This window comes from Geodermatophilus sp. SYSU D00525, from assembly GCF_054050475.1.
The window spans coordinates 88,540-113,586 of sequence record NZ_JBJGZK010000001.1 but is presented as its reverse complement, the minus strand read 5'-3'; the positions used below and the strand labels follow the sequence as shown (position 1 = coordinate 113,586).

General features: G+C 76.8%; 21 protein-coding genes. 8 read left to right on the top strand and 13 right to left on the bottom strand.

Annotation, left to right across the window (positions count from 1 at the left end; translation table 11 throughout):
- Positions 1-47 precede the first annotated feature (47 nt).
- On the top strand, positions 48-1,103 hold the full coding sequence (locus ACI796_RS00515) for an alpha/beta fold hydrolase (protein ID WP_456939291.1): 1,056 nt from the start codon (positions 48-50) through the stop codon (positions 1,101-1,103).
- Here ACI796_RS00515 and ACI796_RS00510 read toward each other — a convergent pair.
- Both ACI796_RS00510 and ACI796_RS00505 read right to left on the bottom strand, forming a co-directional pair.
- A complete protein-coding gene (locus ACI796_RS00510; RefSeq protein WP_456939290.1) occupies positions 1,019-2,179 on the bottom strand; it encodes an acyl-CoA dehydrogenase family protein in 1,161 nt (386 codons plus the stop codon). The two genes, ACI796_RS00515 and ACI796_RS00510, sit on opposite strands and share 85 nt — an antisense overlap.
- A complete protein-coding gene (locus tag ACI796_RS00505; protein WP_456939289.1) occupies positions 2,176-3,723 on the bottom strand; it encodes an acyl-CoA synthetase in 1,548 nt (515 codons plus the stop codon). The genes ACI796_RS00510 and ACI796_RS00505 overlap by 4 nt, the downstream gene beginning before the upstream one ends.
- Positions 3,724-3,844: 121 nt before the next feature.
- Between ACI796_RS00505 and ACI796_RS00500 the strand changes: the two genes are divergently transcribed.
- Positions 3,845-4,516 (top strand): TetR/AcrR family transcriptional regulator, encoded by a 672-nt coding sequence (locus ACI796_RS00500; protein WP_456939288.1) that lies wholly within the window; start codon positions 3,845-3,847, stop codon positions 4,514-4,516.
- On the opposite strand, the gene ACI796_RS00495 is transcribed toward ACI796_RS00500, so the two are convergent.
- The 7 genes from ACI796_RS00495 to ACI796_RS00465 are packed head-to-tail and all read right to left on the bottom strand — an operon-like array spanning position 4,506 to position 14,196.
- On the bottom strand, positions 4,506-5,273 hold the full coding sequence (locus ACI796_RS00495; protein WP_456939287.1) for an enoyl-CoA hydratase-related protein: 768 nt from the start codon (positions 5,271-5,273) through the stop codon (positions 4,506-4,508). The genes ACI796_RS00500 and ACI796_RS00495 overlap by 11 nt on opposite strands.
- Complete coding sequence (locus ACI796_RS00490; protein ID WP_456939286.1) at positions 5,266-6,864, bottom strand: AMP-binding protein; 1,599 nt, start codon at positions 6,862-6,864, stop codon at positions 5,266-5,268. The genes ACI796_RS00495 and ACI796_RS00490 overlap by 8 nt, the downstream gene beginning before the upstream one ends.
- Entirely contained in the window at positions 6,854-8,893 is a 2,040-nt protein-coding gene (locus ACI796_RS00485; RefSeq protein WP_456939285.1) for an ATP-binding protein, read from the bottom strand. The genes ACI796_RS00490 and ACI796_RS00485 overlap by 11 nt, the downstream gene beginning before the upstream one ends.
- The gene (locus ACI796_RS00480; RefSeq protein ID WP_456939284.1) at positions 8,890-10,470 is read right to left on the bottom strand and encodes an acyl-CoA carboxylase subunit beta; all 1,581 of its coding nucleotides are present in this window, start codon (positions 10,468-10,470) and stop codon (positions 8,890-8,892) included. Before ACI796_RS00480 ends, ACI796_RS00485 begins: the two co-directional genes overlap by 4 nt.
- Positions 10,467-12,251 (bottom strand): acyclic terpene utilization AtuA family protein, encoded by a 1,785-nt coding sequence (locus ACI796_RS00475; RefSeq protein ID WP_456939283.1) that lies wholly within the window; start codon positions 12,249-12,251, stop codon positions 10,467-10,469. The genes ACI796_RS00480 and ACI796_RS00475 overlap by 4 nt, the downstream gene beginning before the upstream one ends.
- The gene (locus ACI796_RS00470; protein WP_456939282.1) at positions 12,248-13,054 is read right to left on the bottom strand and encodes a TIGR03084 family metal-binding protein; all 807 of its coding nucleotides are present in this window, start codon (positions 13,052-13,054) and stop codon (positions 12,248-12,250) included. Before ACI796_RS00470 ends, ACI796_RS00475 begins: the two co-directional genes overlap by 4 nt.
- A complete protein-coding gene (locus ACI796_RS00465; RefSeq protein ID WP_456939281.1) occupies positions 13,051-14,196 on the bottom strand; it encodes an acyl-CoA dehydrogenase family protein in 1,146 nt (381 codons plus the stop codon). Before ACI796_RS00465 ends, ACI796_RS00470 begins: the two co-directional genes overlap by 4 nt.
- Positions 14,197-14,315: 119 nt before the next feature.
- Here ACI796_RS00465 and ACI796_RS00460 point away from each other — a divergent pair, with 119 nt between their 5' ends.
- The 3 genes from ACI796_RS00460 to ACI796_RS00450 are packed head-to-tail and all read left to right on the top strand — an operon-like array spanning position 14,316 to position 17,310.
- Positions 14,316-15,338 carry an LLM class F420-dependent oxidoreductase gene (locus ACI796_RS00460; protein ID WP_456939280.1) on the top strand — a complete coding sequence of 341 codons (1,023 nt, stop codon included), beginning with the start codon at positions 14,316-14,318 and terminating at the stop codon, positions 15,336-15,338.
- A 36-nt stretch (positions 15,339-15,374) separates the two neighbouring features.
- The gene (locus ACI796_RS00455) at positions 15,375-16,226 is read left to right on the top strand and encodes a patatin-like phospholipase family protein (protein WP_456939279.1); all 852 of its coding nucleotides are present in this window, start codon (positions 15,375-15,377) and stop codon (positions 16,224-16,226) included.
- A gap of 1 nt (position 16,227) precedes the next feature.
- Positions 16,228-17,310, top strand: coding sequence for a lysophospholipid acyltransferase family protein (locus ACI796_RS00450; RefSeq protein WP_456939278.1), 1,083 nt, complete (start codon positions 16,228-16,230; stop codon positions 17,308-17,310).
- Positions 17,311-17,340: 30 nt separating this feature from the next.
- Here the strand turns inward: ACI796_RS00450 and ACI796_RS00445 are convergent, their stop codons facing one another.
- The 4 genes from ACI796_RS00445 to ACI796_RS00430 all read right to left on the bottom strand — a co-directional run bounded on the left by ACI796_RS00445 (position 17,341) and on the right by ACI796_RS00430 (position 22,085).
- Complete coding sequence (locus tag ACI796_RS00445; RefSeq protein ID WP_456939277.1) at positions 17,341-17,817, bottom strand: CBS domain-containing protein; 477 nt, start codon at positions 17,815-17,817, stop codon at positions 17,341-17,343.
- A 32-nt stretch (positions 17,818-17,849) separates the two neighbouring features.
- Complete coding sequence (locus tag ACI796_RS00440; protein WP_456939276.1) at positions 17,850-18,602, bottom strand: ferredoxin reductase; 753 nt, start codon at positions 18,600-18,602, stop codon at positions 17,850-17,852.
- On the bottom strand, positions 18,572-19,180 hold the full coding sequence (locus ACI796_RS00435) for a molybdopterin-dependent oxidoreductase (protein WP_456939275.1): 609 nt from the start codon (positions 19,178-19,180) through the stop codon (positions 18,572-18,574). The genes ACI796_RS00440 and ACI796_RS00435 overlap by 31 nt, the downstream gene beginning before the upstream one ends.
- Positions 19,181-19,259: 79 nt before the next feature.
- The gene (locus ACI796_RS00430) at positions 19,260-22,085 is read right to left on the bottom strand and encodes an AAA family ATPase (protein ID WP_456939274.1); all 2,826 of its coding nucleotides are present in this window, start codon (positions 22,083-22,085) and stop codon (positions 19,260-19,262) included.
- A gap of 240 nt (positions 22,086-22,325) precedes the next feature.
- Between ACI796_RS00430 and ACI796_RS00425 the strand changes: the two genes are divergently transcribed.
- From ACI796_RS00425 to ACI796_RS00415, 3 genes are read left to right on the top strand one after another with little or no spacing between them, the layout of a single operon-like run.
- Positions 22,326-22,670, top strand: coding sequence for a DUF6510 family protein (locus ACI796_RS00425; RefSeq protein WP_456939273.1), 345 nt, complete (start codon positions 22,326-22,328; stop codon positions 22,668-22,670).
- An 18-nt stretch (positions 22,671-22,688) separates the two neighbouring features.
- Complete coding sequence (locus ACI796_RS00420; RefSeq protein ID WP_456939272.1) at positions 22,689-23,675, top strand: thioredoxin; 987 nt, start codon at positions 22,689-22,691, stop codon at positions 23,673-23,675.
- 29 nt (positions 23,676-23,704) lie between these two features.
- A complete protein-coding gene (locus tag ACI796_RS00415) occupies positions 23,705-24,973 on the top strand; it encodes an epoxide hydrolase family protein (RefSeq protein ID WP_456939271.1) in 1,269 nt (422 codons plus the stop codon).
- Positions 24,974-25,047: the final 74 nt, after the last annotated feature.

Below are 25,047 nucleotides of genomic sequence, written 5' to 3'. Positions count from 1 at the left end.
CCCCTCCGGGGGGCGGGCGCCGGGCGCGTCCTCGTCGGCGGCAGGCCGTGGGGGAACACGCGTCCGTGACGGCAGAGCACGACGACGCCCCTCCCGCGCCGGTGTCCCCGGCCGACGACACCCTGCGACTGCTGCGGACCGGGGCGGGGCCGGTCAGCTGCGCCGACGGCGGGAGCGGGACGCCCGTGGTCGTGTTCGTCGGCGGCGCGGGCGGCCCGGCGGTGACCTGGGAGCCGGTCCGCGCGCGGGTGGCCGGCACGACCCGGGCCCTGGCGTTCGACCGGCCGGGCTACGGGGAGAGCCCGCGGCGCCGCGGCGGTCCGCTCACCTCGCCCCGGCGGCTGGCCGCGGAGCTCTCCGACGTCCTCGCGGCGGCGGGGACCCCGACCCCCGTGGTGCTGGTCGCGCACTCCTTCGGCGGCTTCGTCGCGCGCGCGTTCGCGGCCGCGCACCCGGAGGCGGTCGCGGGCCTGGTGCTGGTGGACGCCACGCACGAGGAGGAGTGGACCGACCGCTACCCGGAGGCGCACCGCCGCGGCCTCGCCCTCGCGCCCGCTCCCTCGGTGCCCTCGCCGCGGCCTCGGCCGTGGGTGTGCCGCAGCTGCTGGCCCGGCTGCCGTTCGTGCCGCTGGGGAGCGTGGACCGGCTGCCGCAGCCGTACCGCGCGCGGGCGCGCCGGCTGGGGGCCCGCCGCGGCAGCCTGCGCACCGCCGCTGCGGAGTTCGCCGGCATGGAGGCGGCCGCCCGGGAGATGGCCGACGTGGGCGGTCTCGGCGACCTGCCGCTCGTCGTCCTCGCGCACGGCCGGCCCGGGCCCGTGGCGCCCGGGGTGTCCGCGGCGGAGGCCGCGGAGATCGAGCGGCCGGCGCAGGACTCCCAGCGCTCGCTCGCCGCACTGTCCACCCGCGGCCGGCTCGTCGTCGCCGACACCGGGCACGACGTCCACGTGGACGCCCCGGAGGTCGTCGTCCGCGCGGTGCTCGACCTGCTGGACGAGCTGCGGCGGTGAGGGAGCGGCCTACAGGCCCAGCCGCTTGGCGATGACCTCGTTCATGATCTCGGTGGTCCCGCCGCCGATGCCGAGGATGCGGGCGTCGCGGTAGTGCCGCTCCACCTCCGACTCCCGCATGTAGCCCAGCCCGCCGAAGACCTGCACCGCCGCGTCGACCACGGAGTCGCAGGCGGCCACCGCGGTGTTCTTGGCCATCGACACCTCGGTCACGACGTCCTCGCCGGCGAGCCAGCGCTGCATCACCGCGCGGGTGTAGGTGCGCGCGACGTCCACCTCCCGGGCCATCTCGGCCAGCTTGTGCCGGATGACCTGCCGGGAGGACAGCGGCCGGCCGAACGTGGACCGCTGCCGCACCCAGTCCAGCGCGAGGTCCAGGCAGCGGGCGGCGGTGGCGTACGCCTGCACCGCCAGGCTCAGCCGCTCGGACTGGAACTGCCGCATGATCTGCACGAAGCCGCTGCCCTCGGCGCCGACCAGGTTGGCCGCCGGCACCCGGACGCCGGTGAAGGACAGCTCCGCGGTGTCCGAGCAGCGCCAGCCCATCTTGTCCAGCCGCCGGCCGACGGTGAACCCCGGCGTCCCCGTGTCGACCACCAGCAGCGAGATGCCGGCGTGGCCCGGGCCGCCGGTGCGGACGGCGGTGGTGACGAAGTCGGCCCGCACGCCGCTGGTGATGTAGGTCTTGGCGCCGTCGACCACGTACTCGTCGCCGTCGCGCACCGCCCGGGTCCGCAGCGACGCGACGTCGGAACCGGCGTCGGGCTCGGTGACGCCGAGGGAGCCGATGAGCTCGCCGGCCAGCGTCGGGCGGACGTAGCGGTCGACCAGCGCGGGGGAACCGTCGGCCACGACGTGCGGCAGCGCGATCCCGTGCGTGAACAGGCTCGCCGCCACCCCGGTCGACCCGCCGCCGAGCAGCAGCTCCTCGGTGACGATCGCCGAGTCGATCGCGTCGCCGCCCCCGCCGCCGACCTCCTCCGGGAACGCGACGCCGAGCAGCCCGGCGGCGGCCGCCCGGCGGTGCAGCTCCCGCGGCAGCTCGCCGGCGGTCTCCCACTCCTCGACGTGCGGCGCGACCTCGCGGGCGACGAAGTCGCGGGCCAGCCGCCGCAGCGCGACCCGCTCGGGGGTGGTCCACGGGTCGGCGGCGGGCGCGGCCGTCGTCACCGCTGCACGGCCTCCTCGGCGCCGCCGTACTCCTTGCGCAGCGTCGTCTTGAGCACCTTGCCGGTCGCGTTGCGCGGCAGTTCGGGCACGAACTCCACCCGGGTTGGGCACTTGAAGTGGGCCAGCCGCTCGCGCGCGTAGCCGAGCAGCGCGTCCGCGTCGGCCCCGGCGCCCTCGGCCAGCGCCACGACGGCGACCGGCGTCTCGCCCCAGCGCGGGTCGGGCACCCCGACGACGGCGACCTCGCGCACCGCCGGGTGCCGGTAGAGCACCTGCTCGACCTCGATCGGGTACACGTTCTCGCCGCCCGAGATGATCATGTCCTTCTTGCGGTCGACGAGGGTGACGAAGCCCTCGGCGTCCATCCGGCCCAGGTCGCCGGTGTGGAACCAGCCGTTGCGGAAGGCCTCCGCCGTCGCCTCGGGCAGGCCCCAGTAGCCGGCGAACACGTTGGGCCCGCGCACCACCAGCTCGCCGACGACGTCGGTGGCGACGTCCCGGTCGTCCTCGTCGACGATCCGCGCCTCCACGTGCATGAGCGCCCGGCCGATCGACCCGGCCTTCTCCTTGACGTGGTCGGCGTCGAGGATCGACACCGCCGGTGCGGTCTCGGTCATGCCGAAGCCCTCCTGGAAGGGCAGGCCCTTGCCCTGGAAGAACTCGATGACCGGCAGCGGGCACGGCGCGCCGCCGGTGACGGCCAGCTCCAGCGCCGACAGGTCGTGCCGGTCGAAGTCGGGGACCGCGGTCAGCGCGGCCCACATGGCCGGGACGAGGAACTGCACCGTCGCCCGCGACCGCGCCATCGCCTCGAGGGTCTGCGACGGGTCGAACGACGGCAGGACCACGTTGGTGCCGCCCAGGTAGAGCAGCGGCAGCGTGTGCACGCCGAGCCCGCCGATGTGGAACATCGGCGCGACCGTCACGGTCACGTCGCTCTCCTTGAGCCCGCGGCCGAACGACAGGACGTTGACGACGTTCCAGAAGTGGTTGTCGTGGGTGAGCATCGCGCCCTTGGGGCGGCCGGTCGTGCCGGAGGTGTACATCAGGCAGGACAGGTCGCTGCCGGCGACGTCGGTGCCGAGCGCCCGCGGCTCGCCGGACGCCAGCAGCGGCTCGAAGGGGAGCTCGCCGTCGCCGGCCTCGCCGTCGGCGACGACCCGGTGGCGCACGCGGACGCCCTCGCCGCCCAGCGCGGCACGGGCGACCGGCGCCAGCGGCCCGGACCAGACGAAGACGTCGGCGCCGGAGTCGGCGAGCAGGTAGGCGACCTCCGGCGGCGCCAGGCGCAGGTTCATCGGCACGAAGACCGCGCCGAGCTTGGCGGTGGCGAACATCGTCTCGAGGAAGGCGGGGCTGTTGAGCAGCAGCCCGGCGACCCGGTCGCCCTGGCGGACGCCGAGGTCGCGCAGCGCGCGGGCGAGGGAGTCGGTGCGCCGGTCGAAGTCGGTGTAGGTGAGCCGCCGGTCCCCGAACACCAGGGCGGTGCGGTCCCCGGAGAGGAACGCCCGCCGCGTCGGCCAGCTGCCGATGCCCCTGTCCATGTCTGCCCTCTCCCGCGCTGCTGTGGTCCGGGTCACGGAGTCTGGCGAGGACCTGACGCGGTCGTCAACTGCCTGCGGCCTGTGTCAGGCTGCCCGGGCCCGAGGACGCGGAGGTGGGGCGATGACCGGCACGCAGGCAGGCGCGCAGCAGGACCAGCTCCCCGTGACCGACCGGGGACGGCGCACCCGGGCCGCGCTGCTGCAGGCCGGCCGCGAGCTGTTCGAGGAGCGCGGGTTCGCCGACGTCCGGATCGACGCGGTGTCCGAGCGGGCCGGCGTCTCGCACGGCACCTTCTACACCTGGTTCGACTCCAAGGAGTCGCTGCTGCGGGCGATCGTCGCGGTCGTGGTGGAGGACCTGTTCACCGCCACCGCGGTGGGCCCGCGGCTGCCGGCCGACGCGCCCTACGAGCGGATCGAGGCGGCCAACCGGCTGTACCTCACGGCGGTCACCCGGCACGCCCGGATCCTGCGCGTCCTGGACTCGCTGGCCGACACCCGCGAGGAGTTCCGGCGGCTGCGGGTCGACGTCCGGGAGGCGTTCGTGCGGCGCGGCATGGAGGGCCTGGAGCGGCTGCAGGAGCTGGGGCTGGCCGACGCCTCCCTGCCGCCGCGCGCGGCGGCCAGCGCGCTCGGGGCGATGGTCGAGTCGTTCGCGCACCTGTGGCAGGACCCGGTGGAGGACCTCGACGAGGACGCCGCCGTCGAGGTGCTCACCCGGCTGTGGGCCGGCGCCATCGGCCTGCCGGCCTCGGCCTGGCCCGACGGCGGCGCCGGCCGGCCTAGCCGGTGACCCAGGAGGGGCGGCGCTTCCCCAGCAGCGCGGCGACGCCCTCGCGCGCCTCGGCCGAGCCGAACCGCTCCGCCGACAGCGCGGCCATCCGGCGGAGGTCCTCCTGCAGGTCGGCGCCGGGCAGCTCGCGCAGCAGCCGCTTGGTGACGGCGAGCGCCTCCGGTGCGCCCAGCGCGAGCTGACCGACGAGGTCGTCGACCGTGGCGTCGAGGTCGCCGTCGGCCACCGCGCGGTCGAGCAGGCCGGCCTCCCGGGCGCGGGCGCCGTCGAAGGGCTCGCCGGTGAGGAACAGCTCGCGCGCCGCCCGCGGGTCCATGCGCCGCAGGCAGGGGACGGCGATGACCGCCGGCGCCACCCCGATGCGGACCTCGCTGAAGCCGAACGTCGCCCCGGCGAGGCCCACGGTGAGGTCGCAGGCCGCGATCAGCCCGAGGCCCCCGGCGCGGGCGGCGCCGTTGACCCGCGCCACCACGGGCTTCGGCCCCTCCATCAGCAGGGTGAGGACCTCCGGCAGGCCGACCGGCCCGGGACCGCCGCCGGCGCGCTGCTCCTTGAGGTCGGCGCCGGAGCAGAACACCGGCCCGGCGCCGGTCAGCACCAGCACCCGCACCGCGTCGTCGGCGAGCGCCTCCCGCAGCGCGGCGTGCAGCTGCTCGAGCAGGGCGCGGGACAGCGCGTTGCGGTTCGTGGGGGAGTCCAGCGTCACCACCGCCCCCGGCCCGCGACGGGCGACGGTGACCAGGGGCGCGTCAGCCACGGAACTCGTCGCGCAGCTCGTGCTTCTGGATCTTGCCGGTGGCGGTCTTCGGCAGCCCGGTGCGGACCTCGATCCGCTTGGGCACCTGGAAGCCGGCCAGGTGCGCCCGGCAGTGGGCGAGCAGCCGTTCCGCGAGCGCGGCGGGGTCGGCGTCCGGGTCGGCCGGCACGACGACGCCGGTGACCGCCTCGCCCCAGCGGTCGTCCGGGACGCCGATCACCGCGGCCTCGACGATCTCCGGGGACGCCAGCAGTACCCGCTCCACCTCGACGGAGGAGACGTTCTCCCCGCCGGTCTTCACCATGTCCTTGACCCGGTCGGTGAACCACACGACGCCCTCCTCGTCGAGGTGGCCGACGTCGCCGGAGTGGAACCAGCCGTGCGCGAACGCGGCGGTGTTCGCCGCCGGGTCGTTCCAGTACCCGCTCATCACGTGCGGGCCGCGGTAGACGATCTCCCCGGTCTCACCCGGCGGCAGCAGCCGGCCCGCCGGGTCCATGACGCGGGTGTCGACGGTGACCGTCGACGGCCCCCACGACGCCGCCTTCGTCTCCTGGTGCGAGGGCCACTGGAACACCGTCGCCGGCACGCACTCGGTCTGCCCCGAGCCCAGCAGCACCCTCGCGTTCGGGAACGCGGCGGCGATCGCGGTGATCCGCTCCTGCGGCATCGGGGCCATCGCGTAGATGCACAGCTGCACCGAGGACAGGTCCCGCGTCCGGATGCCCGGGGCGGCGAGCAGCGCGGCGTACATCATCGGCAGCAGCATCAGGTGGGTTGCCCGGCGGCGCTCGACCACCTCGAGGAAGGCCTCGGGGTCGAAGCCGCCGGGCAGGACCGCGGTGCCCCCGGTGAGCAGGACCGGCAGCAGCAGGGTGTCCAGCGCGGTGGTGTGGAACAGCGGCAGCACGATCGGCAGGACGGAGAACTCGTCGCCGCGCCGGTGGCCGACCTGCAGCGCGTTGCTCAGCACGCCGACGTGCACCGCCAGGTGGCTGGTCAGCACGCCCTTGGGCCGCGCGGTGGTGCCCGAGGTGTACAGGCAGTGCACGGTGTCGCGGTCGTCGACGATCACCTGCACCGGCGTCGGGTCGGCGGCGACGTCGTCCCACCGCAGCACGTCGCGCCCGGCGACCTGCGCCGGGGCGTCCCCGGTGACGACCACCCGGGTGACCGCGGGGAGCCCGGGCAGCACGGCCTCGAGCAGCGGCAGGAACACCGGGTCGGCGACGACGGTCTCCGTGCCGGAGTCGGCGAGGATCCACCCGACGTCCTCGGGCGCCAGCATCAGGTTGACCGGCAGCGCGACCAGCCCGGCCTTGGCGCAGCCGAAGAAGCTCGCGGCGAAGCGCCACGAGTTGCCGAGCAGGAAGGCCACCGGCTCCTGGTGGCGCACGCCGGCGTCGAGCAGGCCGCGGCCGAACGCCTCGGCGGCGGCGTCGAGGCGGGCGTAGGTGACCTCCTCCTCGCCGTCGACGATCGCGGTGCGGCCGGGGAACAGCTGCGCGGAGCGGGTCAGCACGTCACCCACCGAGAACCGGGTGGCGAGGTTGAGCTCCAGGGGGTCGATGCCGGACAGGTCAGGACGCACCGCGGTCTCCTCCGCTCTCGGGGGCTGTCGGGCTGACGACCGCGAGCACCGCGCCCGTCTCCACCTGCGCGCCCACGTCGGCGGGCAGGGAGGTGACCACCCCGTCGGCCGGCGCGACCACGGGGTGCTCCATCTTCATGGCCTCGAGGACCAGCACCAGCTGCCCGGCGCGGACCTCGTCGCCCTCGGCCACGGCCACCCGCGTGACCGCGCCGGGCATGGTCGCGGTGAGCGAGCCGGGCGCCACCGCGGCGGACGGCTCGGGGAAGCGCGGCAGCTCGGTGAACGCCGTCGCGCCGTCGGGGCCGTCGACGAAGCTGCGGTCGCCGTCGACGTGCACCTCGTAGGCGCCGCGCAGCCCGCCGGTCTCGACGTCGAGCCGGACCCGGCCCGGGCCGGTCACCTCCGTGCCGAGGACGAGGAGGTCCACCGGCTCGCCGTCGACGTCGGCGGTCACGCCGTCGCGGTGCAGGCGGTAGTGCACGGTGCCGGCGTCGAACGCGGTGGTCTGCGGCATCGTGGGGTTGTTGCGCCAGCCCGAGGGCAGGCCGGCCAGCAGCGGCGCGGCCGCCCGCCGCAGTGCCGCCCCGGCCAGCGCGGCGGCGACGGCGTGCACGCGGCGGCCGGCGTCGTCGACCAGCGGGGCGGCGAGGACGTCGAGGCCGTGCCGGTCCAGGAAGCCGGTGTCGGTCTCGCCGGCGAGGAAGGCCGGGTGCCGCAGCACGCGGACGAGCAGGTCGCGGTTGGTGACCGGCCCGTGCAGCCGGGCTCGGGCGAGCGCGCCGGCCAGCGCCAGCGCGGCCGACGAGCGGTCCGGTGCCCAGGCGACGACCTTGGCGAGCATCGGGTCGTAGTGCACGCCGACGTCGTCGCCCGTGCGGAAGCCGCTGTCCAGCCGGACTCCCGGCCCGGGCGGCGTGCGGAACTCCGCGTCGGCCGGCACCGAGAAATCGGCCAGCCGGCCCGACTGCGGCAGCCAGTCGCGCGCCGGGTCCTCGGCGTAGAGGCGCACCTCGACCGCGGCGCCGGACAGGGTGGGGGAGACCGCCTCCGGGGGCAGCGGGCGGCCGGCGGCGACGTCGAACTGCAGGCGCACCAGGTCCAGGCCGGTGACCGCCTCGGTGACCGGGTGCTCGACCTGCAGCCGGGTGTTCATCTCGAGGAACCAGAAGTCCCCGCCCTCGTCGAGCAGGAACTCCACGGTGCCGGCGCCGACGTAGCCGATCGCCCGCGCGGCGGCCACGGCGGCGTCCTGCAGCCGCCGGCGGAGCTCCGGCCCGACGGCGGGGGAGGGCGCCTCCTCGACCACCTTCTGGTGCCGGCGCTGGATGGAGCACTCCCGCTCGAACAGCGCCACCGTCGTCCCGTGCCGGTCGCCGAACACCTGCACCTCGACGTGCCGCGGGCGCTCGACCAGCCGCTCGAGGAACACCGTGCCGTCGCCGAACGCCGACGCCGCCTCCCGGCCGGCGCCCTCCACCGCCTCGGCCAGCTCGCCGGCGTCGCGGACGGTCCGCATGCCGCGCCCGCCGCCGCCGAAGGACGCCTTCACCAGCAGCGGGTAGCCGACCTCGTCGGCGGCCTTGGCCAGGGTGTCGCCGGACAGGCCCGTGGCGTCCACGCTCGGCAGCACGGGCACCCCGGCCCGGCCCATGAGCTCCTTGGCGGCGAGCTTGCTGCCCATCGCCCGCACGGCGTCGGGCCCGGGCCCGACGAACACCAGCCCGGCGTCCTCGACGGCGCGGGCGAAGTCGGCGTTCTCGGACAGGAAGCCGTAGCCGGGGTGCACGCAGTCGGCGCCGGCGCGCAGCGCGGCGGCCACCACGAGGTCGGCGCGCAGGTAGGTCTCGGCGGGCGTGCTGCCCGGCAGCCGCACCGCGACGTCGGCCTCGGCCACGAACGGCGCCCCGGCGTCGGCGTCGGAGTACACGGCGACGGTCCGCAGGCCCATGGCGCGGGCGGTGCGGAACACCCGCCGGGCGATCTCGCCGCGGTTGGCGACCAGCACGCAGGTGAGCGCGCGGGTCACAGCCGGAACACCCCCCATCCGTCGTGCAGTCCTCTCACCGGGGCGTTGTGGACCGCCGACAGGGCGAGGCCGAGGACGGTGCGGGTGTCGCGGGGGTCGATGATCCCGTCGTCGTAGAGCCGGCCGGAGAGGAACAGCGCCAGCGACTCCGTCTCGATCTGCTGCTCCACCGCGGCGCGCATCGCGGCCGCGGCCTCCTCGTCGTAGTCCCGGCCGCGGGCCCGGGCGCTGGCCCGGCCGACGATGTCGAGGACGCCGGCCAGCTGCGCCGGGCCCATGACCGCGCTCTTGGCGTTGGGCCAGGTGAACAGGAAGCGGGGCTCGTAGGCCCGGCCGCACATGCCGTAGTTGCCGGCGCCGTAGGAGGCGCCGATGTTGACGGTCAGGTGCGGGACGGTGCTGTTGGAGACCGCGTTGATCATCTGCGAGCCGGCCTTGATGATCCCGTCCTGCTCGTACTCGGTGCCGACCATGTAGCCGGTGGTGTTCTGCAGGAACAGCAGCGGGGTGTCGGTCTGGTTGGCCAGCTGGATGAACTGCGCGGCCTTCTCGGCGTCCTGCCGGAACAGCACGCCGCGGGCGTTGGCCAGCACGCCGACCGGGTAGCCGTGGATGCTCGCCCAGCCGGTGACCAGCGAGGTGCCGTAGAGCGGCTTGTGCTCGTCGAACCGGCTGCCGTCGACGACCCGGGCCAGGACGTCGCGCGGGTCCAGCGGCTGCCGCAGGTCGGCCGGGGCGAGGTCGAGCAGCTCCTCCGGGTCGTGCAGCGGCGGGTCGGCCGGCCGGGAGGGGCCGGGGCCCTGCTTGCGCCAGTTGAGGTTCCGCACGATCCGCCGGCCGATCCGGATGGCGTCGACCTCGTCGACGGCGAGGTGGTCGGCGCTGCCGGAGACCCGCGCGTGCATCGCCGCGCCGCCGAGGGACTCCTCGTCGGCCTCCTCGCCGGTGGCCATCTTCACCAGCGGCGGCCCGGCGAGGAACACCTTGCTGCGGTCCTCGATCATCACGACGTGGTCGCTCATCCCGGGCACGTAGGCGCCGCCGGCGGTGCTGTTGCCGAACACGAGCGCGACGGTCGGGATGCCCGCGGCCGAGAGCCGGGTGAGGTCGCGGAAGCCGCGGCCGCCGGGGATGAAGATCTCCGACTGGGTGGGCAGGTCGGCGCCGCCGGACTCCACGAGGCTGACGAACGGCAGCCGGTTGACCCGCGCGACGTCGTGCGCCCGGGCGGACTTGCGCAGCGTGTACGGGTTGGACGTGCCGCCGCGGACGGTGGGGTCGTTGGCCGACACCACGACCTCGACGCCCTCGACGACGCCGATGCCGGTGACCGTGCTCGCCCCGACCGGGAAGTCGGTGCCCCACGCGGCGTAGGGGGACAGCTCCAGGAACGGGCTGTCCCGGTCCAGCAGCAGCTCGATCCGCTCGCGCGCGGTGAGCTTGCCGCGCTGCCGGTGCCGCGCCAGCGCCTTCTCCCCGCCGCCGGCGGTGGCCAGCCGGAGCTGCTCCTCCAGCTCGGCCAGCCGCTCCAGCATCGCCGCGCGGTTGCCCGCGGCCCGCTCGTCCAGGACGGTCACGCATCCACCTCCGGGGGCAGCAGGCGCTCGGGGACGTCGACCACGCGGGAGCGCAGCCACTCGCCCACGGCCTTGGCCTGCGGGTCGAACCGGGTGCCCGCGGCGACGCCGTCGCCGAGCAGCCCGGGCAGCTGGAACAGCAGCGCCCGCAGCCCGGGCAGCAGCTCGCGGGTGACCGGCAGCGCGGCGGCCTCGGGGAGCAGCGCGCGCAGCCGGTCGGGGGTGAGGAAGGCGGCCAGCCAGGCGAAGCCGTCGTCGTCGCGGGCCCAGACGCCGAGGGTCGCCGCGCCGCCCTTGTCGCCGCTGCGCGCGCCGGCGACCCGGCCGAGCGGGACGCTGCGCGTCGGCCCGTCGTCGTCCCACGCGGGCGGCCCGGCCGGCTCCGGGACGTCGGCGGCCGCCGCGGCGGGGACGGCGGAGGGCAGGGTCTCGGTGCTCCCGTCCGGCAGCCCGACCACCTGCGGCACCTCCTCGGCGGGCACCCAGGCGGCGGAGTAGACGCCGTAGGGGGACGGGGTCGGCGGCGCCGAGGTGGCGTGGAAGCCGGGGATGCTGGCCAGGCCGAGCTCGACCACCGGCACGGTGAACGCCTTGCCCACCTTGCGGCGGTCGCGGTCCTTGACCGTGACGTGCAGCAGCGCCGCGGCCTCCTCCTGCACGCCGGCGTCGGGGGAGTCGGTGCGGGCGAGGGTGACGGTGACGTCCTCGATGCCCGCGAGCGCCGGGGCGAGCTGGCGGCGCAGCAGCTCCGCCTTGCGCTCGACCTCCAGGCCGGTCAGCGGCAGCGTCATCGCGTTGCGGAAGCCGCCGAGCCGGTTGACCGCGACCTTGAGCAGCCCCTGGGGCGGCAGCCCGCGGGCGCCGGACACCTCCACCCGGTCCGGGCCGGCCTGCCGCAGCCGCAGCGTGTCGAAGCGGGTGACGACGTCCGGCCCGCCGTAGCGGCTGCCGGTGAGCTCGTAGAGCAGCTGCTCGGTGACCGTCCCGACCGTCACCGCACCGCCGGTGCCGGGGTGCTTGGTGATCACCGATGTGCCGTCGGCGGCGATCTCGGCGAGCGGGAAGCCGACGTGGTCGAGTGCCGCGGGGTCGGCGTCGAGCAGCTCGGCGAAGAAGCTGTGGTTGCCGCCGGTGGCCTGCGCGCCGCACTCGAGCACGTGCCCGGCCACGGTCGCGCCGGCCAGCGCGTCGAGGTCGGCCGTGCCCCGGTCGTCGCCGCCCCAGCCGTGGTGCCACGCTGCCGGCCCGACGACGAGGCTCGCGTCGGTGACCCGGCCGGTGACGACGACGTCGGCGCCGGCCTGCAGCGCCCGCACGATGCCGCGGCAACCGAGGTAGGCGTTGGCGGTGAGCGCGTCCTCGACGTCGCGGTCACCCGGCGGGCGGTCGCCGGCGCGCAGCCGGCCGCGCAGCTCGCCGAGGCGGGGGAGCAGGTCGTCGCCGCTCACGGTGGCCACCCGCACCGGCAGCCCGAGCCGCTCCCCGAGCCCGCTGACGGCGGCGGCCAGGCCCTGCGGGTTCAGCCCGCCGGCGTTGGCCACGATGCGGACGCCGCGCTCCAGCGCGGTGCCCAGGCACTCCTCGAGCTGGGACAGGAAGCTGCGCGCCCAGCCGGCCGCCGGGTCCTCGGCCTTCTGCCGGCCGAGGATGAGCATGGTCAGCTCGGCCAGGTAGTCGCCGGTGAGGACGTCGACCTCGCCGCCGTCGAGCATCTCGCGCATGGCGGCGTGCCGGTCGCCGTAGAACCCGGACACGTTGGCCACCCGCAGGGGAGCCGTCACCGCGGTGCCCCGCCCCGTGGCTCCCGCCCGGCGCCGGGCGGTCCGGCGAAGGCCTGCGCGATGTCCGCCCACTCCCGCGCGGCCGGGCCCGTGACCTCGAGGTCGAGGTCGTCGCGGTGCCGGCGCTGGGTGACCAGCAGGCAGAAGTCCAGCGCGGTCCCGCGGACGACGTCGGCGGCGTCCTCGGGCCCCCAGGTCCAGCGCTCGCCGCCGGGGCCGGTGAGCTCGACCCGCACCGGGCGGTCGGGCGCCGGCAGGCCGCGGACGGCGTAGGCGAACGGCCGGGCGCGGACGCCGATCTCGGCGACCGACCGCAGCCGGGCGGTCGGCTCCCGGGTCTGGCCGAGCGCGTCGACGACGTCCTGCCCGTGCGCCCAGGTCTCCATCAGCCGGGCGGTGACGAACGACGCCGGGCTCATCGGCGGCCCGAACCACGGCACCCGCACGCCGGGGTCGGCCGCGCGCAGGGCCGCGGCCAGCGCCGCCCGGCCGGACCGCCAGGCGGCCAGCACCTCCGCCGGCGGATCGGCGCGGCCCTCGCGGGTCAGCCGCTCGACGTAGTCGCCGGCGCCGTCGCCGAGTCCGGCCACCAGCGCGGTGAACCCGGCGGGGTCGGTGACGGCGAGCAGCGCGTCCCGGTCGAAGAACCGCAGGTGGTTGACGGTGTCGCGGACGTCCCAGCCGGTCGCGGGGGTGGAGGTGAGCCAGGCGTCGTCGTCGAGCGGGGCGACGCGCGCGTCGAGGTCGGCGGACTCGGCCTCGAGGTCGTCGACCAGCGCCTGCAGCAGCGGGGCGCCGCTCACGCGTCGAACCCGTCCATCCGGGCCAGCACCTGCAGCATCACCTCGTCGGCGCCGCCGCCGATCGAGGCCAGCCGGCTGTCCCGGAAGAACCGGGAGGTCCAGGTCTCCTCCATGTAGCCCGTGCCGCCGTGGAACTGCAGGCACGCGTCGGCCACCTCGCGCAGCAGCCGGCCGGCGGTCAGCTTGGCCACCGTGGCCGCCCGGGTGGTGTCCTCGCCGTCCACGTACGCCTGCGCGCACGCGTAGTTGTGCGACTGCAGCAGGTCGACCTGCGCCGACAGCTCGGTCAGCCGGAAGACGACGTACTGGTTGGCCGCGAGCGGCCGGCCGAACGCCTGCCGCTGCTGCAGGTACCGGCGGGTGCGCTCCAGCGCGTGCCGGCAGCTGCCGACCGCGCCGTAGGCGGCGAACATCCGCTCGACGACGAACTGCGCCATCTGCTGCTGGAAGCCGCGGCCGACCGTGCCGATGGTGTTCGACACCGGCACCCGGACGTCGTCGAAGAACAGCTCGGCGGTGTCGGAGGAGCGGTTGCCGAGCTTGTCCAGCTTCCGGGAGACGGAGAAGCCGGGGGTGTCGGTGGGGACGACGATCTGGCTCATCCCGCGGTGGCCGCCCTCGTCGGAGGTGCGGGCCAGCAGGCACAGCCAGTCGGCCTGGGTGCCGTTGGTGATGTACAGCTTGCTGCCGTTGATGACCCACTCGTCGCCGTCCCGCACCGCGCGGGTGCGCAGCCCGGCGACGTCGGAGCCGGCGCCGGGCTCGGTGACGGCGATCGAGCAGACCGCGGTGCCGCGGATGGCCGGCTCCAGGTAGCGGCGCTTGAGCTCGTCACTGCCGAACTCGTGCAGCGACGGCGTGGCCATCATCGTCTGCACGCCGATCGCCATCGGGACGCCGGCGCACCCGGACCGGTGCAGCTCCTCGCAGAGGATCACGCTGAACAGGTGGTCGGCGCCCTGCCCGCCGTACTCGGGGTCGTACTCCAGGCCCAGCAGGCCGAGCTCGCCGAGCTTGGGGAACAGCTCGTGCGCCGGGAAGGTGCCGGCCCGCTCCCACTCGTCGACGTGCGGGGCGATCTCCCGCTCGACGACGTCGCGCACCGTCTTCCGGAACGCGGCGTGCTCGCTGGTGAAGCGCATGGGGAACCCCCGGCGGAGGCGGCGCGGCGCGGGCCGCGGCCGGACTTGACGACAGCGTCAGGTCTATCAGGATGGTGTGACCTGCACAACGATCGGCAGGGTCGACGGGAGGACGGGCGATGAGGCTGGGGCTGTCACTGGGCTACTGGGGCGCCGGCCCGCCGCCCGGCCAGGCCGAGCTGGTCGCGCTCGCCGAGGACCTCGGCTTCGACTCGGTGTGGACGGCGGAGGCCTACGGGTCCGACGCGCTCACCCCGCTGGCGTGGCTCGGCAGCCGGACGACGCGGCTGCGGCTGGGCACCGGCGTCGTCCAGGTGTCCGCGCGCACCCCGACCGCCACCGCCATGGCCGCGCTGACGCTGGACCACCTCTCCGGCGGCCGCTTCGTCCTCGGCCTCGGCGTCTCCGGCCCGCAGGTGGTCGAGGGCTGGTACGGCCAGCCCTACCCGCGGCCGCTGGCCCGGACCCGCGAGTACGTGGCGGTGCTCCGGCAGGCCTTCGCCCGCGAGGTGGTCCGCCTCGACGGCGAGCAGTACCGCATCCCGTTCCCCGGCGGCACCGGACTGGGCAAGGCGCTGCGGCCGACCGTCCACCCGCTGCGGGCCGACCTCCCGGTGCTGCTCGCCGCCGAGGGACCGAAGAACGTCGCGCTGGCCGCCGAGGTCGCCGACGGCTGGATCCCGCTGTTCTACTCACCGCACGACGACGCCCACTACCGCACGGCGCTCGCCGAGGGCTTCGTCCGGCCGGGCGCCCGCCGGACCGCGGACGACTTCGAGGTGGCCTGCACGGTGCCGGTGGAGGTCGACGACGACGTCGACGCCGCCGCCGACCGGGTGCGCCCGATGCTCGCCCTCTACGTCGGCGGGATGGGCGCGCGCGGGGCGAACTTCCACTACGAGGTCTTCGCCCGGATGGGGTTCGAGGCCGAGTGCGCCCGCATCCAGGAGCTCTACCTCTCCGGCGCGAAGGCCGAGGCGGTCGCGGCCGTGCCGCTCGCGATGGTCGAGAAGGTCGCCCTCGTCGGGCCGCGCGCCAAGATCGCCGACGACCTCGCGGCGTGGGAGGCCTCGCTGGTGACCACGATGCTGGTCTCCGGGTCGCCGGAGACGCTGCGGACGATGGCCGAGCTGGCCGGCTGAGTGGCGGTGCGCCGCCCGGGTGCCACGATGCGGGGTGTGGCAGCGACCGGCGGCACCGCGTTCGTCCTCGGCGGCGGGGGGGTGCTCGGCGCGGCCGAGGTCGGCATGCTGCAGGCGCTGCTCGAGCGCGGCGTCCGGCCCGACCTGGTGGTGGGCACCTCGGTGGGCGCCATCAACGGCGCGTTCGTCGCCGCCGACCCGACGCCGGACGCGGTGGACCGGCTGCGCACGCTGTGGCGGGAGCTGGCCTCGCGGCGGGTGTTCGCCGGGTCGGTGCTGGGCCGGGTCGGCACGCTGGTCCGGACCCGCACGCACCTGCACCCGCGCGAGCCGCTGCGGGAGATGCTCGAGGACGCCCTGCCGGTCCCGACGTTCGAGGAGCTGCGCGTCCCGTTCCAGTGCGTCGCGGCGAGCATCGAGCGGGCCGCCGAGCACTGGTTCGCCGACGGCGACCTGGTCGACGCGGTGCTCGCCTCCAGCGCCGTGCCCGGGCTGCTGCCGCCGGTGGAGATCGGCGGCGAGCACTACCTCGACGGCGGCCTGGTGCACAGCATCCCGGTCGGCCGCGCGGTGACGCTGGGCGCCGCGACGGTGTACGTGCTGCACGTCGGGCGGATCGACCGGCCCCTGTCCCCGCCGTCCCGGCCGTGGGAGGTGGCCACCGTCGCCTTCGAGATCGCCCGCCGGCACCGGTTCACCGCCGACCTCGCCACGCTGCCGGAGGGGGTCACGGTGCACGTGCTGCCCGCGGGAGACCCGGACCCGCCGGGGGCGGCCAACCTGCGCTACCGCGACTTCTCCGGCGTGCCGGCGCGGATCGAGCGGGCGTGCGCCGCGGCGGGGGAGTACCTGGACCGGGTCGCCGCCGGCCGGGGCGGGGTGGGCTGAGGTGCTGCCCCCGCGCCGCGTCCGCCGGGTCGCCGGCCCGCTGCTGGTCGGCGTGCTCGCGGTCGCCGTCCTGCTGCTGCCGGTGCTCGTCGTCGGAGCGGTGCTCGTGTCGTTCTTCCTGCCCGGGCGGCTGCGTGCACTGCGGCTGCTGTGCTTCGGGCTGGTCTACCTCGGCCTCGAGGTGGCCGGGCTGGCCGCCGCGGCGGTGCTGTGGGTGGTGAGTGGCTTCGGCCGCCGGCTGGACTCCCCGCGCTCCCGGGCGGCGCACTACACGGTGCTGCGGATGCTGCTCGACGTCCTGATGCGGACCGCGCAGCGGCTGTTCGCGCTGCGGCTGGTCACCGACGGCGAGTCCTGGTCGCCGCTGGACGACGGGGTGCCCGGCTCGACCAACGCCATGGTGGTGCTCTCCCGGCACGCCGGCCCCGGCGACTCGTTCCTGTTGGTGCACACGCTCATGGACCGCGACCACCTGCGCCAGCCGCGGATCGTGCTCAAGGACGTGCTGCAGCTGGACCCGCTGGTCGACGTCTACCTCAACCGGCTGCCCAACTCCTTCCTCTCCGCCGACCCGGCGGCCGGGCCGAGCCCGGAGGAGGCCATCGCCGACCTCGCCCGCGACCTCGGCGAGGAGGACGCGCTGCTCATCTTCCCCGAGGGCGCCAACTACACGCCGCGGCGCAGGGTGCGGGCGCTCCAGCGGCTGCGCGAGCGCGGGCACCACGCGGCCGTGCGGCGGGCCGAGGCGATGCGGAACCTGCTGCCCCCGCGCCCCGGCGGCGTGGTCGCTGCGCTGCAGGCCGCGCCGCACGCCGACGTCGTCCTCGTCGCGCACACCGGGCTGGAGCACCTGAGCACGGTCCGGGACGTCTGGCGCGGGCTGCCCATCGACAAGACGCTGCACCTGCGGTGGTGGTTCATCCCGGCCGCGGAGGTGCCGCGGGACGAGGCCGGGCTGACCGACTGGCTCTACCGCTGGTGGGAGACCATCGACGACTGGATCAGCACGACCTCGGCGGCGTCGGGGACGGGGGAGCGGTCCCGGGACGGTCAGATGACCCATGCCCCGCCGCCCCGGGGGTGACCAGCGTGGGGGCCGGCCCACCTCGTGGGTCTAACCCGGGAGGACCCCCGGCCCGTCCTGCGCGGCGTCCGCGGGGGCGCGGAGCACGGCCCGGCACAGGTCCGCCATCCCGACGATGCCGACCAGCCGGCCGCCGTCGACCACCGGGAGGTGGATCAGCCCCCGCTCGAGCACGAGGTCCAGCGCCGCGGCGACCGTGGTGTCCCGTTCCACCACGACGGCGGGGCCGGACACGACGTCGCTGATCCGCACCCGCTCCGGGTCCCGGCCGTCGGCGACCGCCTGCGCGACGTCGGCGTCGGTGACCAGCCCGAGCGGGACGCGGTCGTCGGCGTCGCGCAGGACGACGAGGGCGCCGTCCCCGGCGTGCCTCAGGAGGTACGCGGCCGCGGCGAGGTGGGCCCGCGGCTCCACGGTGGTGACCGCGGGCCGCGCGAGGTCGCCCACCGCCAGCGGGCGGACGACCGGCGCGGCCGGGGGCGCGGTGGCGGGGTCGGTCGTGGACAAGGCGGCTCCTCGGGTGCGGTGGCGGGTGCCCGTCACGTCCCGGCGCCCGGGCCGCCGAAGCGCTCGAGCCGGATCCAGGACGGGTCGTGGCCGATGTCGACCAGGGCGGTGGCGACGTCCTCCACGAAGTACGTGGGCCCGCAGACGAAGGTCCGCGGCCGCTCCGTCGGCGCGAACGCCCGCTCCTCGAGCACCGCGCGGTCGACGCGGCCGGTCAGGCCCCGCCACCCGGGCGGCGCCGCGCGGGTGAGGGTGATCGTGGCCTCCGGCTCCAGCCGGTCCCGGCCGAGGACGTGGTCGGCCGTGCGCGCGGAGTACAGCAGCCGGACCGGCGTCGGGGCCCCGGTGCGGCGCCGGTGGTCGAGCATCGCCAGGAACGGCGCGACGCCCACGCCCCCGGCGACCAGCTGCACCGGCCGGGTCTCGCCCCGCTCGAGGTCCGCGCCCGCCGACCACACGAAGTACCCGCCGATGGGGCCGCGCAGCTCCAGCACGTCGCCCGCGCGCAGCTCGCCGGTGAGGTAGGGCGACACCTCCCCGCCGTCGAGCCGCTCGACCATCAGGGACAGCAGGGGGTCCTCGGGCGCGGAGGCGATCGAGTAGCTGCGCTGGACCGTGTAGCCGTCCTCCGCGGTCAGGCGCAGGTCGACGTGCTGGCCCGGGAGGTGCCCCGTCCAGCCGGGCACCTCGAAGCGCAGCCGCCGCACCCAGGCCGTCTCGGGGACGCTGTCGACGACCGTGGCCCGCAGCCAGGTCAGTCGCCGCTGTACCGCTGTTCCAGCCATGGGTCCCCGCGGTCGTGGTAGCCGAACGTCTCCCAGAAACCGGGCTCGTCCAGGCGGCTCAGCGCGAAGCCGCGCAGCCACTTGGCGCTCTTCCAGAAGTACAGGTGCGGGACCAGCAGCCGGGCCGGCCCGCCGTGCTCGGGGGCCAGCGGCTCGCCCTCGTAGGTGTCGACCACCCAGGCCCGGCCGCCGGTCACGTCGGCCAGGGGCAGGTTCGTGGTGTAGCCGCCGTCGCAGAAGGCCACGACGTAGGCCACCTCCGGCCGGACCTCGCCGAGCAGCGTGTCGACGGCGACGCCCTCCCACCGGGTGTCGAACTTCGACCACTTGGTGACGCAGTGGATGTCGACGGAGACCGCCTCGCGGGGCAGCTGCCGGAACTCCTCCCACGTCCAGCGGCGCACGCCGTCCACCTCGCCCTGCACGGTGAGGTCCCACGCCGAGAGCGGCGTCCGCGGGGTCGGCCCGGCGGACAGGACGGGGAAGCCGGCGCCGACGTCGTACTGGCCCGGTGGCAGGCGGTCGCGGGGGGTGTCCGCCGACGCGCGGTGACCGAACCCCCGGGAGATCAGGGACATGGCAGCTCCTCCCGACGCCGCCCGACCCTGCCCGAGCGGGACCCCCGGCGGCATCAGTCGATCGACCCACCGCCGGTGCTCACCCGTCGGGCGACGAGCGCGGCGTGCCGGCGGTGGCCCCGGCGGTCGCGCCCGCGGCCAGCGCGTCCCGCAGCGCGGCACGGGCGGTGACGCCGAGCTTCGGGAAGGCGCGGTAGAGGTGCGCGCCCACCGTCCGCGGGGAGAGGTACAGGCGGTGGCCGATCTGCTTGTTGGACAACCCCGTGGCGGCGAGCATGGCGATCTCGTACTCCTGGGCGGTCAGCGAGGCCGGCGAGGGCCCGCCCGAGGGCCGGCGCGGGGCCGACCCGGTCGCCCGCAGCTCGGCCGACGCCCGCGCCGCCCACGGTGCGGCGCCGAGCCGCTCGAAGGTCTCCAGCGCCGCGGCCAGCTGCACCCGCGAGGCGCTGGTCGCCCGGGACCGGCGCAGGTGCTCCCCGTGCGCCAGCCGGACCCGCGCGTGGTCGAACGGGAACCGCTCCGCCCCCGGGACGGCGAGCGCGGCCTCGAAGCGCGCCGTGGCGTCCTCCTCCGGCGCCACGAGCGCGGCCGCCCCGGCCAGCAGCAGCGCGAAGCCCGGCCGGGACCGGAACAGCGGCGCCCGTCGCATGGCGGCGACGTGCTCCTCGGCCTCGGTCCGCCGTCCGGTCCGCACCGCCGCCTCGACCAGGTCCATGGCCACCACCGGCGCGATCGGCACGTGGGGGGCGAACCCGCCCGGCGCGCTGACCGCCGACAGGTGCCGGTGGGCGTCGTCGAACTCGCCGCGGCCCAGTGCGGCCAGCCCGCACACGTGGGCGGCGAGATGCCCGGCCAGGCGCACCCCGTGGACGACGGCCTCCGTGGTCAGGTCCTGCACCCGCGCCCGGACCGCCGCCCCGTCGCCGCGCGCGGCGGCCAGCAGGGCCAGGCAGTACGCCGCGGGCAGGGGAGCGAGCCGGTACCCCAGGTCCGCGCCCCGGGCGACCGCCTCCCCGGCGGTGCGCGCGGCCTCGTCCCAGCGCCCCCGGCGGAACGCGTCGGAGCACAGCAGCGCCAGCGCGTCGACCGCGGCGGCGGCCGCACCGCCGTGGCGCCCGTCGGCCGCCACCCGCTCCAGCGCCGGCCGGCAGCCGCCGAGCCGGTCGGTGGAGGAGGCCGCGCGGGCGGCCCGGACGACGCGCGCCGGGTCGGCGTCCGCCTGGGCCGCGGTCAGGAGGTCGTCGAGGCGGTCGAGGTCGGCGGGTGTCGCCCGGGCCGGGTCGGCGAACGCGCGGACGGCGACGGACACCGCGGGAGGTGCGTCCGGGCCCAGCCGCGCCAGCGCGTCCTCCAGGAGGCGCCACAGGTCCTCCCGGCCGGCGAGGTGGCACGCGAGCAGCAGGCCGTGCAGGGCGTCGTCGACGACGGCGCCGCCGGGCCCCGGTGCGGCCGCGGCGGCGCGCGCGAGCAGGAGGTGGGCGGTCTCGACGTCGCCCTCGGCGTGCAGCAGGTGCAGCGCCGTGGCCACCGCGACCGCCGGCGACCCGCCGCCCCCCGGGTCCGCGACCCGTGCCTCCGCGAGCAGCTGCGGGACGGCCCGCAGGTCGCCGGTCGTCGCGACGGCCGCGGCCGCGGCCCCGGCCAGCCGGCCGGCGCGGTCGGGACCGGGCGGTGTGAGGCGGGCGGCCTGCAGCTGGACGGCGACCGCCCGGGCGGCGTCCCCCCGCTGCCGGGCCCGGGCGGCCGACCGCTCGAGCAGGCCGGCCGCGTGCGCGTCCGGTCCCACGGTGGCCTGCGCCAGGTGCCGGGCGCAGCGCTCCGGCTCGTCGACCAGCGCCGAGGCCAGGGCGGCGTGCGCGCGCCGCCGCTCGCCGCTGGTCGCCAGCGCCACCGCCGCCGCGCCGGTCAGCGGGTGCCGCAGCACCAGGCGGCCGGTGGCCACGTCGACGTCGACCATCCCCGCACGCTCGGCCGGGGCGAGGTCGTCCAGCCAGTCGCCGCCGCGCTCCCGGTCCCCGCGCCGGTCCTCGTCGAGCGCGGCCGCGCGCACCGTGCGCAGGTCGCCGGTGCCCTCGAGGGCGGCCAGCAGGAGCAGCGCGCGCGTGGCCGCCGGCAGCCGGCCGACCGGCCGGGCGAAGGCCGCGTCGAGCCGCGTGCCCGGTGGGAGGGGGAGCGGCCCGCCCGGCTCCTGCCCGGCGAGGAGGTCGGGCAGCTCGAGCAGGGCCAGCGGGTTGCCCCGCGCCGCGTCGAGGACCCGCCGGCGCACCGGGGCGGGCAGGTCGGGCCGGCGGGCGCGGAGCAGCTCCGCCGACGAGGGGTCGTCCAGCGGGCCCAGCTCCAGGAGCGCCGGCGCGGCGTCGCGCAGGACCGGGTCACCGGCGGTCCCCGCGGCGGCGAGGACGCCCCAGCGCCGTCCCGCCAGGCGGCGGGCGAGGAGGCCCAGCACGCGGGCGCTGGCCCGGTCCAGCTCCGGCAGGTCGTCGACGACCAGGAGCACCGGGCGGCCCCCCGCCGCGCGGTCGAGCAGCGCGGACGTGGCCGCGGCCACCGCCAGCGGGCCGGGCGCCGCGGCCGGCGCGGAGGACACGGCGGCGGCCAGCGCGTCGTCCCGGGGTCCGGACGGGTCGACCGGCCCGCCCGGCAGGGGCAGCAGGAGCTGGTGGAGGCCCGCGTGGTCGACGTCGGCCTCGGACTCGACCCCCGCGGCCCGCAGCACCAGGGCCCCGGCCGCTGCCGCCGACGCCGCGGCCGCGTCGAGCAGCGCCGTCCTCCCGACGCCGCGGTCGCCGGTCACCAGGAGGACGTCGCCCCCGGCGGCGGCCCGCTCCAGGAACGCCCGCAGCACCTCGCACTCGGCCCGCCGGCCGACCAGCCCGCTGCCGCGTGCTCCCGGGACGTCGTCCACGAGGGGCCTCCCTCGACTCCCGCCGTCCGGACGCGTCGCGGCTCCCGCACCGCCCGGTGCCGGCGTCGTGGCCTCGCCCCCCGTGGAGGTGCGAGTCTCCCCCAGCGGATGCGGCGGCGGCCAGGGGTTCACGACCGCGGACGCGGGACGCGGGGACGGTCGGATGACCGATGCGCGGCGCCGCGCCCGGCGCGACAGTGGCCGGCACGGCGGCGCCGGCGGCCGGGGGAGGGGACGGCGATGCAGCTGTCCGAGCACGCGTCCGACGACGGGACCGGCGGGGCGCCCTCCGGGGTCGACGAGCGCCGGCTGGACGGGAACGCGGCGGCAGGCGTCCTCGCGGAGGTGCTCACCGCCGAGGCGACCGCGGCCGTGTCCACCTGCACGTACTGCGGGGGCCGCGCCCCGCTGGGGCAACACCTGGTCTACGCCGACGCCCCCGCCCTCGTGCTCCGGTGCCCCACGTGCATGCAGGTCGTCCTCCGGTGCGGCTCGGACGCCTCCGGCACCCGGTTCGAGATGACCGGCGTCCGGTTCCTGTGGTGGCCCCCGGAGCCGGCCACGGGGACCGACGCCCGGGCCTGAGCCCCGGAGGTGCTGCACGTGGCCACTCCCGCGCTCCTGCCCACCGAGGGCCGGATGCCCGCGCTCGACGGGGCGACCGGCTGGCTGAACACCGCGCCGCTGACCACCGAGGGGCTGCGCGGCCGCGTCGTGGTCGTCGACTTCTGCACCTTCACGTGCATCAACTGGCTGCGCACCCTGCCGTACGTGCGGGCGTGGGCCGACCGGTACCGGGAGCACGGGCTGGTCGTCCTGGGCGTGCACACGCCGGAGTTCTCGTTCGAGCGGGACGCCGGCACCGTACGCCGGGCGCTGGAGGCGCTGCGGGTCACGCACCCGGTCGCGCTCGACAGCGGGTACGCGATCTGGGACGCGTTCGCCAACCGCTACTGGCCGGCGCTGTACTTCGTCGACGGCACCGGGCGCATCCGGCACCACTGGTTCGGCGAGGGCGACGAGACGCGGTCGGAGACGGTGGTCCGGCAGCTGCTGGCCGAGGCCGGCGCCGACGTCCCCGACCTCGACCCGGTGGTGGTCACCGGCGAGGGCGTCGAGGCCCCGGCCGCCTGGGACGACCTGCGGTCCCCGGAGGAGTACCTGGGCCACGTCCGGGCCGCCGCCTTCGCCTCCCCGCACGGCCTCGCCCCGGACGCGTCCCGGACCTACGAGCTGCCGTCCGGCCTCCGGCTCGGCTCGTGGGCCCTGGCCGGCCGGTGGACCGTCGGCGGCGAGGCCGCGGTCCTCGACGAGGCGGGCGGCCGCCTCGCCTGTCGCTTCTCCGCCCGCGACCTGCACCTGGTCACGGGCCCGGTCGCTCCCGGGGCCCCGGTGCCGTTCCGGGTGCTCCTCGACGGCCGGCCGCCGGGCGACGCCGCCGGGCTCGACGTGGACGAGCGGGGCCACGGCGTGCTGACCGACCGGCGGCTGTACCAGCTGGTGCGGCAGCCGGGGCCGGTCCGCGACCGGCTGTTCGAGGTCGAGTTCACCGCCCCGGGCGTGGCCGCGTACGTCCTCACCTTCGGCTGAACCGACGCACCTCCAGGAGGGAGCGGGCCATGACCACCGCGACAGCAGGGACCGTCCGCCCGTTCCGGGTGGAGGTGCCGGACGAGGCGCTCGCGGAGCTGCGCCGGCGCGTCGCGGCGACGGTGTGGCCCGAGCGGGAGACGGTCCCGGACACCTCCCAGGGCGTGCCGCTCGCGACGATGCAGGCCCTCGCGGACCACTGGGCCACCGCGTACGACTGGCGCGCCTGCGAGGCCCGGCTCAACGCCCTGCCGCAGTTCCTCACCGAGGTCGACGGGCTGGAGATCCACTTCCTGCACGTCCGCTCCCGGCACGAGGACGCCCTGCCGCTGGTGGTCAACCACGGCTGGCCCGGCTCCGTGGTCGAGCAGCTGAAGATCATCGGCCCGCTGGTGGACCCGACGGCGCACGGCGGGGACGCCGCCGACGCCTTCGACGTGGTGGTCCCCTCGATGCCCGGCTACGGCTTCTCCGGCAAGCCGACGGGCACCGGCTGGGGGCCCGAGCGCATGGCCCGCGCCTGGGCCACGCTCATGGAGCGCCTGGGCTACGAGCGCTACGTCGCGCAGGGCGGCGACTGGGGCGCGTTCGTCGTCGACCAGATGGGCCTGCAGGCGCCGCCGGGGCTGCTCGCGATCCACACCAACATGCCGGCCACCGTCCCGGCCGACGTCAACGCGGCCGCCCTGGCCGGCGAGCCGCCGCCCCCCGGCCTCTCCGACGAGGAGCGCCGCGCCTACGGGCAGCTGATCCGGACGTTCGGGCAGGTGGAGTACGCCCGCTACATGGCCGCCCGGCCGCAGACCCTCTACGGCATCGCCGACTCGCCCGTCGGCCTGGCCGCCTGGCTGCTGGACCACAACGACGCCGACGGCCAGCCCGCCGCCGCCGTCATGGCCGCCCTCGACCGGACGGCGAGCAGCACGGGGGAGCTCACGCGCGACGAGGTCCTCGACAACGTCACGCTCTACTGGCTCACCGGCACCGGCGTCTCCGCCTCCCGGCTGTACTGGGAGTACCGCGGCGGCTTCTTCGACGCCAAGGGCGTGCAGGTCCCGGTCGCCGTCAGCGTGTTCCCCGGCGAGCAGTACGAGGCGCCGCGCAGCTGGACCGAGCGCGCCTATCCCCGCCTCCTCCACTACAACCGGCTGCCGCGGGGCGGTCACTTCGCCGCGTGGGAGGAGCCGCACCTGCTCGTCGACGAGCTGCGGACCGCGTTCCGGCCGCTGCGCCGGCCCCCGGTGCCCGGCCCGCGCGCCTCGGCCGCCGACGCCGCGGCGCCGCGGACCCCCGCCTGACCGTGGGTCCGCGGGCACCGACCGTCCGGACGCGCCCGCTCCGGACGGCGGCGGCCCCGCGGCGGCCCGCACCC